The following is a 12,490-nucleotide window of genomic DNA, read 5'->3' on the forward strand; positions in this document are numbered from 1 at the left end:
CGAGGGCGGCGATCCGGCCGACGCGCTCGACGCTAGATGAACCTCCACAGGTGGTCGGCGGTGCCGTTGTCGTCCCAGAGGACGATCTGCGCACCGGAGGCGGTCGAGGCGCCCGTGACGCCGAGGACCCGGCCGCCGCTGGCGCACTGGACACGGAAGGCGTCGCCGCTCCCCCAGCGCAGGCGCCAGCGGTGGTCGGCGGTGCCGTTGTCGGCCCACTGCACGATGCGGGCGCCGTTGGCGGTGGACATGTTCTCGACGCCGAGGACCTTGGCGCTGTGGGAGTTGCGGAGCTTGAAGTAGCCGCCGGTGTCGAGGACCGCAGTCCACAGGTGGTCGGCGGTGCCGTTGTCGGCCCACTGGATCGCGAGGCCGCCATCGGCGGTGGACATGTTCTGGACGCCGAGGACCAGGCCGCTGTTGACGTTCTGGATGCGGCGGGCGCCGGTGGGGACGAAGCGCCAGCGGTTGTCGGCGGTGCCGTCGTCGGGGGCCTGGACGGCCTGGGCCCCGGCGGAGGTGGAGGCGCCGGAGATGCCGAGGAGCTTGGCGCTGTGGGAGTTGCGGAGCTTGTGGGTGCCGTCGCCCTGGTCGACGGGGGTCCATAGGTGGTCGGCGGTGCCGTTGTCGGCCCACTGGAGGGCCGGGGCGTTGTCGGCGGTCGACATGTTCTCGACGCCGAGCACCTTGCCGCTGTTGCGGTTGCGGATCTTCAGGGCCGAGCCGGAGACCGCCAGCTCCCACAAGTGGTCGGCGGTGCCCGTGTCGTTCCACTGGATCGCGAGGCCGCCGTCCGCGGTCGACATGTCGCGCACGCCGAGGACGAGGTTCGAGTTCGCGTTGTAGAGCTTGTAGGCGGGGGCGTCGGAGCCGCCGCCCTCTCCGGTGCTCCAGTAGACGGTGTAGTTGTGGCCGTGGGCGTCGTAGAAGGGGCCGAGGTTCACGTCGGCGCCGTTCGCGGTCGCGGTGAACGCGAGCGCCGAGGTGCTCGTGCGCTGGATCGACTCGGGCTCGATCACCGGGAGGGCGTTGAGGGTCGTGGACCCGTAGTTGCCGGAGAGGACGGTGGGGCCGAAGACCACGGCGGCGACTTCGGCGTCGTCGTTCGAGGGCTCGACGACGAGGCGCATGGGGAGCTTGAGGGTCACCGTGTCGCCGGAGGCCCAGGCGCGCGTGAGGTTCGCGTACGAGCCGGGGGCGGTGTCGATATCCTGGACGGTCCCGTTGACGCTGACCGTCGCGCCCTGGGTCCAAGAGGGGATGCGCAGGCGCATCGTCCAGGACCCGCTGGTGGAGCCGGTGACGGTGAGGGTGGTCGTGTCGGAGACGGGGTAGGAGGTGGACTGGGCGACGGTGATGCCGCGCTCGGCCCAGGTGAGGGTGGAGGGCGTGTAGAGGTTGACCCACAAGGTGGTCCCGGCGTGCCAGTACACCGAGTCCATGAGCTTGGTGAAGGTCTCCAGGCCGGTGCCCTGGCAGCACCAGAACGAGTTGTAATCGGTCGACCAGGTGCCGCCGCCCCAGGCGGGGCCGACGCCCCGGTGGCCGCCGGGGTTCAAGGACGTGAAGTAGGTGATGTGGCCGTGGGCGTTGCCCGGGTCCTGCCAGCCGATGAGGTGGTTGAGGAGGGCGCGCTCGTAGTAGTCGAAGTAGGAGGCGTCCTCGGGGTCGAGCTGCCACAGCTCGCGGGTGAGCTTGAGCATGTTGTAGGTGTTGCAGCCCTCGCAGGTGTCGGTCCGGAGGTACCCGGCGATCTGGTCGGGCAGGCGGAAGTGCTCGGCCTGGCTGTTGCCGCCGATGACGTAGGTGTGGTCCTCGGTGACCATGGTCCAGAAGTTGTCGGCGATGTTCCGGTAGCGGGTGGTGCCGGTGGCCTTGTACTCGCGGGCGGCCCCGACGATCTTGGGGATCAGGGTGTTCGCGTGCATGCCGTTGAGCGAGTCGGTGCCGTTCGCGAGCGGGTCGAACACGGCGGCGTGGTCGAACCGCTGCGCGGCGGTGAGCCAGCGGGCGGTCCCGGTCTGCTGGTAGAGGTCGGTCAGGACGGCGTTCATGCCGCCGAACTCGACGCGCAGCACGTTCTGCATCTGGGAGGAGGAGAGCCGCGCGGTGCGGGTGTCGACCCATCCGGCGAGGCCCAGCAGCACGTCGCGGGCCTGGGTGGAGCCCATGAGCCGCCACACGTCGAGGAGGCCGGCGAGGGTCTTGTGGAGGCAGTAGTACAGGACGTCGGACCTGGTGCCGGCTTCGAGGCCGTCGAAGTTGGACTCGGGGAACCCGCTGAGGTACCCGGCTGCGAACCCCGCGGCACCGTTGTTGGCCTGGCACGCGGCGAGCCCGGCGACCATGGCGTTCGCCTTGTCGCGGCAGGTCGTGTCGCCGTGCACCGCCCAGGACTGGGCCCACGAGGTGAGGAAGTGCCCCTGCATGTGGGTGCGGAAGGGGAAGTCGGGGGCGTCCCAGCCGCCGTTCGAGGACGCGCCGTTGGTGGAGAGGCGGTGGTTGGAGCGGAAGTTGTACAGGAGCCGGTCGACGTCGATGAAGCGCAGGTAGGAGAGGGTGCGGTTCTGGTTGTCGAGCCAGCGTCCCGAGTTCAGCTTCACGCGGCCGAACTCGAAGGCCTGCGTGAGGTTCCCGATGTCGGTGCGCACGGGCGCGAGGGCGGCGTGCGCGGTGCCGGGAGCGGTGACGGCGGTCGCGGTGGAGGCGACCGCGGCGACGCCGGCGGCTTGGAGGAGCCTGCGGCGGCTGAGGGGGGACGAAGTCATGAGGGAACTCCTTGTCAAGAATGTTTACGTTCACATGGTGATGGATCGGTAAGGGTGCCGCGGGGGGCCTCGGCTCTGGGCCCCCCGCGGCGGTCACGGGTCAGCAGTTGCCGCCGCCCTCGTTGAGCGCGTTGAGGACGGACGTGTACGCCTGCTTCTTCTGGTAGTTGTCGTCGAACAGCAGCGGGTCGTCGTCGCGCCAGGAGTACTTGTCGGTGACGCCCCAGACGGTGATGCCGGTGCAGCGCGAGACCGCCATGCACGCGTTCGTGACCGTCTCGAAGGTCGCGGCCTGGCTCGAACCGGAGCCGCCGACGTCGAGTTCGGTGATCTCCACGTCCACGCCGAGGGCGGCGAAGCGCTGGAGGTTCTGCTGGTAGGTGCCCAGGTTGTCGCCCGCGCTGAGGTGGGTCTGGAAGCCGACGCAGTCGATCGGGACGCCGCGGTTCTTGAAGTCGGCGACCATGTTGTAGATCGCGGTGCTCTTGGAGTTGATCCCGTCGGTCCCGTAGTCGTTGTAGCAGAGCCTGGCGCCGGGGTCGGCGGCGTCGGCGGCGCGGAAGGCCTCCTCGATCCAGCCGTTGCCGAGCTGCTGCTGGAGGTTCGACTGGCGGCGCGAGCCGTCCCACTCGAAAGCCTCGTTGACGACGTCCCAGGCGAACACGTCGCCTTCGTAGTGGTTCGCGACGCCCGTGATGTGGTTGAGCATGGCGTTGCGCAGGTTGTTGCCGGTGAGACCTTCCACCCAGCCGGGCTGCTGCGCGTGCCACACGAGCGTGTGGCCGCGGACCTTCATGCCCCGCTGCTGCGCCCAGGTGACGATCTGGTCGCCGCCGGAGAAGTTGAACTGGCCCGGGTTGGGCTCGGTGGCGTCCCATTTCATGGCGTTCTCGGCGACCACGCTGTTGAACTCGGTGGCGAGGGTGTTCGCGTAGGCGCTCTCGCTGAGGCGGTTGCCGGCGACGGCGGCGCCGAAGTAGCGGCCGGATTCGGCGGCGGAGGCGCCGAGGGTGGTGGCGGCCTGGGCCGGGCTGGTGAACACGAGCGCGCTCACGGCGGCGATACCGGCGGCGGCGACGGCGGCCGTCGCCAGTGCCAGGCGGCGGCGGACGAGTCGTGGTCTCGTGGGTAGGTCGGTCATTGCGACTCCTTATGTGGTGACGGTGAACCGGTTGACGGTGACGGCTCCGCCGAGCGCCTTGGTGGCGTGGTTGAAGACGGCGAAGCGGTAGCCCATGAAGAAGGTCCAGTTGCTGTTGAGGGTGAAGGCCGGGCCGAGCTGCGTGAAGGCCGAGCCGTCGGTGCTGTAGGAGAACTGCGCCTGGCGGCCCGAGCCGGGGCGGATGTCGGCGCTCACGCGCAGCCAGACGGTCGAGGAGCACAGTTCCGCGGAGGCCCGTTCGGTGCCGGTGCCGGTGGTGTTCCAGTTCGCGTCCATGGTCAGCGAGTCGGTCATGGAGATGCGGGTGGTGGCGCCGTCGCGGCGCAGCCCGATCCAGGCCGAGGCGTCGCGGAGCATGGCCAGGCCCGCGCGGTCGCCGTCGGCCATCGCGGCGGGGTCCAGCTCCACTGTGGCCGTGGAAGAGGGGCCTTGGATGCGGTGGGTCAGCGTGTTCCGGGCGTTGTAGAGGTCGCCGGTGACGGTGGCGGTCTGGAGGCGGAGGCCGTTCCCTGTCGACCACTTGCTGTTGTCCGGGTTGTGGTTCCACTCCCATTTGGCGGCGAGTGTCGCGGCGGTGAAGGTGTCGGTGCCGGTCATCGGTGCGACCGGGTGCGGGGTGAGGTTCGGGAACGGGTAGGTGCTCCCCCAGGCGCCGCCCACGGTGGTGACCTGCGGCCAGCCGTCCGAGGTCCAGGTGATCGGCGCGAGCGCGGGCACCCGGCCGCCGGGGTAGGCGTCGACGAAGGCCATGTAGTACCAGGCGCCCGCCGCGGTGGAGACGAGTCCGCCCTGGTGGGGGACGCCGCCGCCGGAGATCGGGCCGGGCATGTTCAGCAGGACCTGGCGCAGTTCGTAAGGGCCCCAAGGGGATGCGGACTTGAGGATGTACTGGCCGTTGGCGGGACGGGTGAGGAAGATGTAGTAGTTCCCGTTGATCTTGTAGAAGCGCGAGCCCTCCAGGGTGCCGATGCTCGACGGGGTGGAGAAGACCTGCTGGTTGCGGACCTCGGACTTGCCGTCGGCGGAGAGCTGCGCGACCGAGATCTGGGTGTTGCCGTAGGCGACGTACATCGTGTCGTCGGTGTCGACGAGCATCCCGGCGTCGTAGTAGGCGCGGGAGAGCTCGGCGTGGCGCGTCCAGGTCCCGGCCGGGTCGGTGGCGGTGTACATGTAGGACCGGGCGAAGTCGATCTGCCCGAGCCAGTAGAAGCGATTCTGGCTCGGTCGGTGCGCGATCGTGGAGGCCCAGATGCCGCGCACGTAGCCGCGGGCGCCGTTCAGGTCGTATTTGGACCCGAAGTCGAGGGTGGGCACCGAGTGCCCCACCAACTCCCAGTTGACGAGGTCCCAGGAGCGGAGCACGGGCGCGCCGGGCGAGTAGTGCATCGTGGACGCGGTCATGTAGAAGACGTCGCCGGCCCGGATGACCTCGACGTCGGCGAAGTCCTGCCACACCACGGGGTTGCCGAAGGTCGACTGCTGCGCCTCGGCGTCGCGGAGCGGCATCAGGGAGGCGGCGGCGGCGCCCGCGAGGACGCCGGCCCCGCCGAGGAGGAGCCTGCGGCGGCTGCCGGGGGCGTCGAGCCAGTTCATGCGGTGCTCCTTCATCGGTCGAGCTCCGCTTCCCAGACGATCCCGCCGCCGGAGGCGTCCGAGGCGAGGCGGGCCTTGGCGGCGGTGTCGCCGTACAGGCTCCAGCGCATCCAGTCGAGGGAGACGGCGACGGTCTGGTCGTAGGTGGGTCCGTTCCAGATGTACTCGTCGTGGCCCTGGCCGGTGTGGGTCATGAACGCCTTCGGGGCCGGGAGCTCGGCGTGCGCTTGGCGCGCGAGCGAGTACTGGCAGATGGGGTCCTGGTCGCCGTGGACGAACAGGACGTTCGCGTTCACCTCGCCGGTCGGGTTCCCCATGTCGACGCAGGCGTACGGGATCGCGGCGGTGATCCGCGAGTCCGGCCAGGCCGTCAGGAGGCCGTGGGTGGTCATGCCGCCCAGGGAATGGCCGGCGACGCCGACGCCGAGCGTGGTGTCCATGCGGCCCTCGAAGGCGTCGCACGAGCCCTCCGCGCCGAGGGCGAGGGTCCGGGTGAGGACCTCGGAGACGTCCTTGGACTGGTTGCCGTTGTAGACGTCCTGGATGTTCCCGGGGGTGCCGGTGGTCGTGGTCGAGAAGACCGGCGCGGGGACGATGAACCCCGCTGCGGCCAAGGGCCGGATGTGGGGGCCGTAGGACTCGGGGTTGCCGCCGAGGCCGTGGCTCCATTCGACGACGGGAAAGGGCCCGTCCGCGATCGGGGCGTCGCGCACCGGGTTGCCGCCGGGCGTGCCGGAGGCGGCCGGGTAGAAGATCCGGGTGGTGAGGCTGCGGCCGGCCCGGCTCCAGGCGAACTCGCGGACGCCGAGCGGGAAGGTCTGCGTCGGGGCGGTGGCCGCCAGTGCCGGTGCGGCCGAGCCGAGCAGGGCGGTCGCGCCCGCGACGGCGGTGAGTCCCAGTATGGTGCGGCGGGGCATGGTCATGCGCGGTTCCTTTCGGGGGGCCGGGCCGGGCGGCCGCTGGTGCGTGCGAGGGCGCCCGGCCCGGTGCCGGGTCGGTCAGTCGGCCTGGATGTCGGCGAGGACGGAGTCGGCGCCGCAACTCGCCCCGACGGGGATGAGCGAGTACTGCTGGTTCGTCGCGCCCGTGGAGGTCCACTGGCGGATGGGGTCGCCCGCGGTGGTCGACCAGTTGTAGACGTCGAGCGCCTTGCCGGAGTTGCGGTTCACGAAGGTGTAGTAGCCGGCGGAGTTCTGGTTGACCGTCCACTGCTGGTTGGCGGCGTTGTAGTCGGTGTACTGGGCGATGGTCGCGCCGTCGGCGGTGCTCCAGTTCCAGACGTCGAGCACGAGGCCGGAGTTGCGGACCTGGATGCGGTAGTAGCCGTTGCCGGAGTCGAGGAACCGGAACTGCTGGTTCGTGCCCTCGTAGTTCGTGTACTGCGTGAGGATCGCGCCGGTGGCGGTCGAGGCGCCCTGGATGTCGAAGGCGAGGCCGGAGTGGCGCGAGACGATCGTGTACCAGTCGCTCGTGGACGGCGGCGCCGCCTCGGCGCGGTCGGTCTGGAAGGCCACGAGGCCCATGGTCGCGATCACCACGGCGGCGGCGAGCGCGGCGAGGCCGCGTGACCAGCGGGCCAGGAACGAGAAGTCGGGTGCGGCCGAGGTCATCGGGTGCTCCTTAGCGGTTGCGGTTTCGGGGAGTGAGGGGTTCGGCGGGGTCAGCATGCGGGGCCTCCGGTGAGGGTCAGCAGGCCGAGGCGGTAGGGCAGCTGCGAGTAGTCGCCGCCCGAGTTGGGGTTGCGGCCCTGGTAGAGCAGCTGGAGGTTGCCGGTGTCGATGGTCATGGTCTGGTCGTGGGTGGAGCGCAGGAGTTCACCGTGGCTGATGTCGGTCGTCCAGGGGGTCCCGGGGAACGAGACGTTCGCGGCGCCGGCGAAGGGCGCGCTCTGGCTCGTGGCGAGGGGCTGCCATTGGCTGGTGAGGGTGTCGGCGGTGTAGGCGCGGTAGTAGCGGGCGCCGTTCGAGCCGATGGACTCCCACATGAGCATGTAGTCGTCGGTGCCGTCGACGTTGTAGACGGCGCCGCCCTCGAAGAGGTTGTTCTTGGTGTCCTGGAGGACGATCTGCGTGTTGGTGAAGCCGTTCGGGAAGTTCGCGACGGTGGTCTCGGCGCGGTAGACGTGGCCGTTGTCGTCGGCGGAGAAGAGGTGGCACTTGGCGTCGTCGCAGATGACCCAGTAGTCGAGCCAGAAGCCGTTGCCGATGTTGTCGCGCACGACCTGCGGCATCTCGTTCTGGAAGTTGCGGGGCGCCGACCAGCTGCTCGGGTCGTTGATGTTGCTCGTGGTCGAGTACGACGGCAGTCCGGTCTGGTACACGAGGTACCAGAGGTTCTGGGGCGCGTAGTAGAACACGTGCGGCGCAGCGGCGTACCGGGAGCCGATGTTGGGGTTGGTGTCGAGGAAGGTGTGCGGCGCGGAGCCGGCCTGGGACCAGTCGTCGAAGCTCGTGTAGGCGAGGCTCCAGTTGCCGGCGGTGTTGGCGACGGTGAAGAAGACGTGCCACTTCCCGCTCGCGTCCTGGACGACGGTGGGGTCCTTGGTCGAGACGACGTTGTGGGTCGAGTTCGGCTTGGGGCCGATGAGGGCCCCGGTCGACTCCCAGCTGAAGCTCGCCGGGAGGGCCTGGGCCTCGACCTGGTCGTCGGTGGTCTGGGCGTTCGCGGTGAGCATGCTCGCGGCGAGCGCCGCCGCCGCGGCGAGGGCGGCGAGCGCCCCCAGGGTCTTGGTGCGGAACTTGCGCATGGCGGGCCTTTCCGTTGTGCCGTAATGCGTGCTGTTATCGCTCACAATCCGGGGCCGGTTCGCAATTTTCGAAGCGGTTCCCGAAACTTAGATGATTCGAACTATAGAAAGTTATCGATCTCATGTCAACGGCGGGCGTGAAGTTGAAACGGATGTGGCGACTGGCGTTAGACTGCCGCGATGAGCCCCGCCCCTGAACACGCTCCCGCCGAGAACCCCTCCGGGCCCCTGACGATCGCCGAACTCGCGGCCCTGGCGGGCGTCTCGACGGCGACGGTCTCCAAAGTGGTCAACGGCCGCTCGGACGTCTCCGCGGCCACCCGCGAGCAGATCGAGGAGCTCATCCGCTCGCGCGGCTTCCGCAGGCAGCGGCGGCCGACGAAGTCGGCGGCGCTCATCGACGTGCTCTTCCACGAGCTCGCGGGCCTGTACCCGATCGAGATCCTCAACGGCGTCGAGGAGGTCGCCCGGCATCACCGTCTCGGCGTCGTCGTCTCCGAGCTCGGCGGGCGCCACGTCCCCGGCCAGGGCTGGATCGAGGACGTCCTGGCGCGCCGCCCGCACGGGGTCGTCTCGGTGTTCTCCGGGCTGACCGCCGAGCAGAGCGAGCGCCTCTACTCGCGCGACATCCCGCTGGTGCTCCTCGACCCGACCGGCGACCCCGACCACGACGCGCCCTCGGTCGGCGCGAGCAACTGGAACGGGGGCCTCACGGCCGCAAGGCATCTCATCGGACTCGGACACCGGCGCATCGCGATCGTCACCGGACCGGGCCACCTGGAGTCGAGCCGCGCCCGCCTCGACGGCTTCCGCGCCGGCCTCGACCTCGCGGGCGTCGCGCTCGACCCCGCGCTGGAGCGCCACAGCGACTTCATGATCGAGGGCGGGCGCGAGCACGCCCGGGCCCTCCTGCGCCTCGACGCACCGCCCACCGCGATCTTCGCCTGCAACGACGGCATGGCCCTCGGCGTCTACCACGCCGCGGCCGAACTGGGCTTCCGCATCCCCGAAGACCTCAGCGTCGTCGGCTTCGACGACCTCCCGAAGGCGAAGTGGACGATCCCGCCGATGTCCACGATCCGCCAGCCGCTCAAGGAGATGGCCGCCGCCGCCGCGAACATGGTCGTCACCCTCGCCGCGGGCGGCGCCCTCCCCCAGCACCGCCTCGAACTCGCCACCGAACTCGTCCTGCGCCAGAGCACCGCCGCGCCCCGGAACGCGAAGGGCCCCGCCGGGTCCTAAAACGACAGCGGGGCCGGGCGTCCTCAGGCGGCTTCGGGAGCCTCCTGGAGCGGGACGGCCGCGGGACGCTCGCACGTGCTCGCCACGTCGACCGAGACGCCCTGGTCCGCCGAGGCGAGCAGGGCGGTCATCACTTCGAGGACGTGGTAGGCGAGGTCGCCGTCGGCGCGGAACGGCTCCCCCTGCGCGGCCGCGGCGAGGTCGGCCAAGCCGAAGCCGCGGGCGGCGTCGAGGTAGCCGGCGCTCGGATCGAGGGTCTCCCACTCCCCGCCGAGGGCGTGCAGGCGCACGTCCCCCGCGAACCCGTTGGGGTCGGGGACGATCAGTGAGCCGGACTGGCCGTGGACCTCGATGTTCGAAGCGCGCGTCGCGACCGCGTCGAAGCTCATGACCAGTGTGGACAGTGCGCCGGACTCGTGACGCAGGACGCCGGTGACGTGCGTGTCGACCTCCACCGGGATCGACTCGCCCTCGCGCGGGCCCGAGCCGACCACGCGGGTCTCGCGCGTGTGGCTGGCCGCGCCGATCACCGAGGCGACCGGGCCGAGAAGGGTCACCAGCGCGGTCACGTAGTAGGGCCCCATGTCGAGCAGGGGGCCGCCGCCGGGCAGGTAGTAGAAGTCCGGGTTCGGGTGCCAGCGCTCGTGGCCGGGCGTGACCATGGTGGCCGTCGCGGCGACCGGGGCGCCGATCGCGCCGTCGTCGATGGCCTTGCGGGCGGTCTGCACGCCGGTGCCCAGGACGGTGTCGGGGGCGCAGCCGACGCGCACGCCGGCGGCGCGGCCGGCCTCGACGATCGCGCGCGCGTCCTCCAGGGTCGCGGCGAGGGGCTTCTCGCCGTAGACGTCCTTGCCCGCGGCGATGGCCTTGAGCGCGATCTCGGCGTGCGCGGCGGGGATCGTGAGGTTGAGGACGAGGTCGACCTCGGGGTCGGCGATGAGTTCGTCCACGGTGAGGGCGCGGACGCCCTGCTCGGCGGCGACCGCTTCGGCGCCGGCGGCGTTGAGGTCGGCGACGGCGACCAGGCGCACGGCGTCGAGGCGCTCGAAGGCCTTGAGGTACTGGCCGGAGATGGCCCCGGTGCCGACGATGCCGATCCTCAGCGGCTGGCCCACAGGATGCCCCTCTCGATGATGGTGCGCACGTTGGCGTCGGCGAGGACGCCCATGTCGTGGCCGGGGGTGGCGACGAAGATCCGGCCCTCGCCCCAGAGGCGGGTCCACACGGCCGGGCAGGTGATGGGCCGGTGCCACGGGTGGTAGGGGGTGACGGGGATGGTGGTGGTCGCCAGGACGTCGTTGTACTCGTCGGAGAGGACCCAGTACTGCTCGGTGTGGAGGTCGAAGTCCTGGATGCCTTTGACGATCGGGTGGTCGGCCTGCTCGGGGACGATGTTCACGGTGTAGTGCGTGAAGCAGTCCGCGGCCTCGCCCTTGAGGTCCTCCTGGGGGGCGCGGGTGGGGTGGGTGGCGAACTGGCCGCCGATGAGCTGGAGGTAGTCGGAGCTGGCGCGGTAGGAGTCGGCGATGCCGCCGTGCCACCCGGCCATGCCGGTGCCGTGCTCGATGGCCGAGCGCAGGCCGTTGAGTTCCTCGCGCTCGATGGTGTTCATGGTGTTGGTCTGGACGACGAGGTCGACCGAGGCCATGTAGCCCGCGTCGGCGTAGACGGCGCTGGTGTCCTCGACGCGGACGTCGTAGCCGTGTTCGTCGAGGAACGGGAGGAACGAGTCGGTGGCCTCGACGGGCTGGTGGCCGTCCCAGCCGCCGCGCACGACGAGCGCGCGCTTGATTCCTGGTGCAGACATGGTGAGGTACATGCTCCTGTGAAGTTGCGCAAATTCCCTTGGATGCAGTGCGGTGCGCTTCCTTTCTACAGCACTTCCCCCCTGGCGGCAAGGGCGTTCCACGAGCTTGAAGTTGCGCAACTTTGCCGTCGTGCGGTAGGTTCGGCGGATGCAGAACGGGCGGCGCACGACCCTCGCCGACGTGGCCGCCGCGGCGGGCACGTCGGTCCCCACGATCTCCAAGGTCCTCAGCGGGCGCTCCGACGTGTCGGCCGAGATGCGCGAGAAGGTCATGCGGGCCGTCGCCGATCTGGGCTACCGGGGGCGCGCGGGCCGCGGCGCCCCGCCCTCGGCGCGACCGGCCATGGTCGAGCTCGTCATGAGCGGCCTCGAGGGGACCTGGGCGAACCGGGCCCTGAGCGGCGTCGAGCGCGCCGCCGCCGCGGCCGGGGTCGCGCTCGTGGTCTCGGTGGCCCACCGCGACGACGACGCCTGGCTCACGCGGCTGCTGGACCGGAACCTCGGCGGCGCCGTCCTCGCGCTCGTGGACGCCACGCCCGAACAGCTCGCCACCCTCGACGCGGCCCGCGTCCCGGTGGTCCTCCTCGACCCGGTCACCCAGCCGCCCTCAACGGTCGCCGGCGTCGGCGCCACCAACTGGGCGGGCGGCCGCGCCGCCGCCGAGCACCTCATCGCCCTCGGCCACGAACGCCTCGGCATCGTCGCAGGCCACCGCGGACACCTCTACAGCAGGGCCCGAGTCGACGGGTTCCGTTCAGCAGCGATAGAAGCCGGGCTCCGGTTCGACGAGACGTCGGTGGTCTTCACCGACTGGAAGCGCGGCGACGCCGCCGAGCGCGCCACCGCCCTCCTCACCGGCGACCGCCGCCCCACGGCCGTCTTCGCCTGCTCCGACAACATCGCCGTCGGCGTCTACGACGCCGCCGAGGCCCTCGCTCTCCGCATCCCGGACGACCTCGCCGTCATCGGCTTCGACGACCTCCCCGAAGGCCAATGGCTCCGCCCCGCCCTCACCACGATCCGCCAGCCCATCGCCGAAATGGGCGAAGCCGCCCTCCGAATGCTCCTGAGGATCATGGCCCACCCGCCGACGAACTCGCCGCGCGAGGAACTGGCCACCGACCTCATCGTCCGAGGATCCACGGCCCCGCTGCCCCGTTGAACCGGCCGGG

10 protein-coding genes are annotated in these 12,490 nt (G+C 70.5%); 2 read left to right on the forward strand and 8 right to left on the reverse strand.

Features of this window, described 5'->3' with window-relative positions:
- Positions 1 to 32: 32 nt before the first annotated feature.
- The 6 genes from E9998_RS08150 to E9998_RS08175 all read right to left on the reverse strand — a co-directional run bounded on the left by E9998_RS08150 (position 33) and on the right by E9998_RS08175 (position 8,269).
- Positions 33 to 2,768 (reverse strand): beta-L-arabinofuranosidase domain-containing protein, encoded by a 2,736-nt coding sequence (locus tag E9998_RS08150; RefSeq protein WP_136529219.1) that lies wholly within the window; start codon positions 2,766 to 2,768, stop codon positions 33 to 35.
- Positions 2,769 to 2,868: 100 nt separating this feature from the next.
- Positions 2,869 to 3,909 carry an endo-1,4-beta-xylanase gene (locus E9998_RS08155; RefSeq protein WP_136529220.1) on the reverse strand — a complete coding sequence of 347 codons (1,041 nt, stop codon included), beginning with the start codon at positions 3,907 to 3,909 and terminating at the stop codon, positions 2,869 to 2,871.
- A gap of 9 nt (positions 3,910 to 3,918) precedes the next feature.
- Positions 3,919 to 5,523, reverse strand: a complete 1,605-nt coding sequence (locus E9998_RS08160) for a glycoside hydrolase family 43 protein (protein ID WP_136529221.1) — start codon at positions 5,521 to 5,523, stop codon at positions 3,919 to 3,921.
- An 11-nt stretch (positions 5,524 to 5,534) separates the two neighbouring features.
- Positions 5,535 to 6,446, reverse strand: a complete 912-nt coding sequence (locus tag E9998_RS08165; protein WP_136529222.1) for an alpha/beta hydrolase family protein — start codon at positions 6,444 to 6,446, stop codon at positions 5,535 to 5,537.
- 75 nt (positions 6,447 to 6,521) lie between these two features.
- Entirely contained in the window at positions 6,522 to 7,133 is a 612-nt protein-coding gene (locus E9998_RS08170; RefSeq protein ID WP_158299737.1) for an RICIN domain-containing protein, read from the reverse strand.
- Positions 7,134 to 7,183: 50 nt separating this feature from the next.
- Positions 7,184 to 8,269, reverse strand: a complete 1,086-nt coding sequence (locus tag E9998_RS08175; protein WP_136529224.1) for a glycoside hydrolase family 62 protein — start codon at positions 8,267 to 8,269, stop codon at positions 7,184 to 7,186.
- A gap of 180 nt (positions 8,270 to 8,449) precedes the next feature.
- On the opposite strand from E9998_RS08175, the gene E9998_RS08180 reads away from it, so the two are divergent.
- Positions 8,450 to 9,511 carry a LacI family DNA-binding transcriptional regulator gene (locus tag E9998_RS08180; protein WP_136529225.1) on the forward strand — a complete coding sequence of 354 codons (1,062 nt, stop codon included), beginning with the start codon at positions 8,450 to 8,452 and terminating at the stop codon, positions 9,509 to 9,511.
- Positions 9,512 to 9,534: 23 nt separating this feature from the next.
- Here E9998_RS08180 and E9998_RS08185 read toward each other — a convergent pair whose 3' ends face one another.
- Together E9998_RS08185 and E9998_RS08190 are read right to left on the reverse strand one after the other, a co-directional pair.
- A complete protein-coding gene (locus tag E9998_RS08185) occupies positions 9,535 to 10,626 on the reverse strand; it encodes a Gfo/Idh/MocA family protein (RefSeq protein ID WP_136529226.1) in 1,092 nt (363 codons plus the stop codon).
- Entirely contained in the window at positions 10,611 to 11,318 is a 708-nt protein-coding gene (locus E9998_RS08190) for a ThuA domain-containing protein (RefSeq protein WP_136529227.1), read from the reverse strand. Before E9998_RS08190 ends, E9998_RS08185 begins: the two co-directional genes overlap by 16 nt.
- 148 nt (positions 11,319 to 11,466) lie before the next feature.
- Here E9998_RS08190 and E9998_RS08195 point away from each other — a divergent pair, with 148 nt between their 5' ends.
- Positions 11,467 to 12,480, forward strand: a complete 1,014-nt coding sequence (locus E9998_RS08195) for a LacI family DNA-binding transcriptional regulator (protein ID WP_204745322.1) — start codon at positions 11,467 to 11,469, stop codon at positions 12,478 to 12,480.
- The last annotated feature ends 10 nt before the right edge of the window (positions 12,481 to 12,490 follow it).

The sequence above is a fragment of the Glycomyces paridis genome (genome assembly GCF_004912155.1).
GTDB lineage: Bacteria > Actinomycetota > Actinomycetes > Mycobacteriales > Micromonosporaceae > Glycomyces > Glycomyces paridis.

What these genes read in the sequence shown, in the direction of transcription:
- E9998_RS08150 (WP_136529219.1), bottom strand. Translation starts at nt 2,768, where the DNA reads ATGACTTCGTCCCCCCTCAGCCGCCGCAGGCTCCTCCAAGCCGCCGGC.
- E9998_RS08155 (WP_136529220.1), bottom strand. Translation starts at nt 3,909, where the DNA reads ATGACCGACCTACCCACGAGACCACGACTCGTCCGCCGCCGCCTGGCA.
- E9998_RS08160 (WP_136529221.1), bottom strand. Translation starts at nt 5,523, where the DNA reads ATGAACTGGCTCGACGCCCCCGGCAGCCGCCGCAGGCTCCTCCTCGGC.
- E9998_RS08165 (WP_136529222.1), bottom strand. Translation starts at nt 6,446, where the DNA reads ATGACCATGCCCCGCCGCACCATACTGGGACTCACCGCCGTCGCGGGC.
- E9998_RS08170 (WP_158299737.1), bottom strand. Translation starts at nt 7,133, where the DNA reads ATGACCTCGGCCGCACCCGACTTCTCGTTCCTGGCCCGCTGGTCACGC.
- E9998_RS08175 (WP_136529224.1), bottom strand. Translation starts at nt 8,269, where the DNA reads ATGCGCAAGTTCCGCACCAAGACCCTGGGGGCGCTCGCCGCCCTCGCC.
- E9998_RS08180 (WP_136529225.1), top strand. Translation starts at nt 8,450, where the DNA reads ATGAGCCCCGCCCCTGAACACGCTCCCGCCGAGAACCCCTCCGGGCCC.
- E9998_RS08190 (WP_136529227.1), bottom strand. Translation starts at nt 11,318, where the DNA reads ATGTCTGCACCAGGAATCAAGCGCGCGCTCGTCGTGCGCGGCGGCTGG.
- E9998_RS08195 (WP_204745322.1), top strand. Translation starts at nt 11,467, where the DNA reads ATGCAGAACGGGCGGCGCACGACCCTCGCCGACGTGGCCGCCGCGGCG.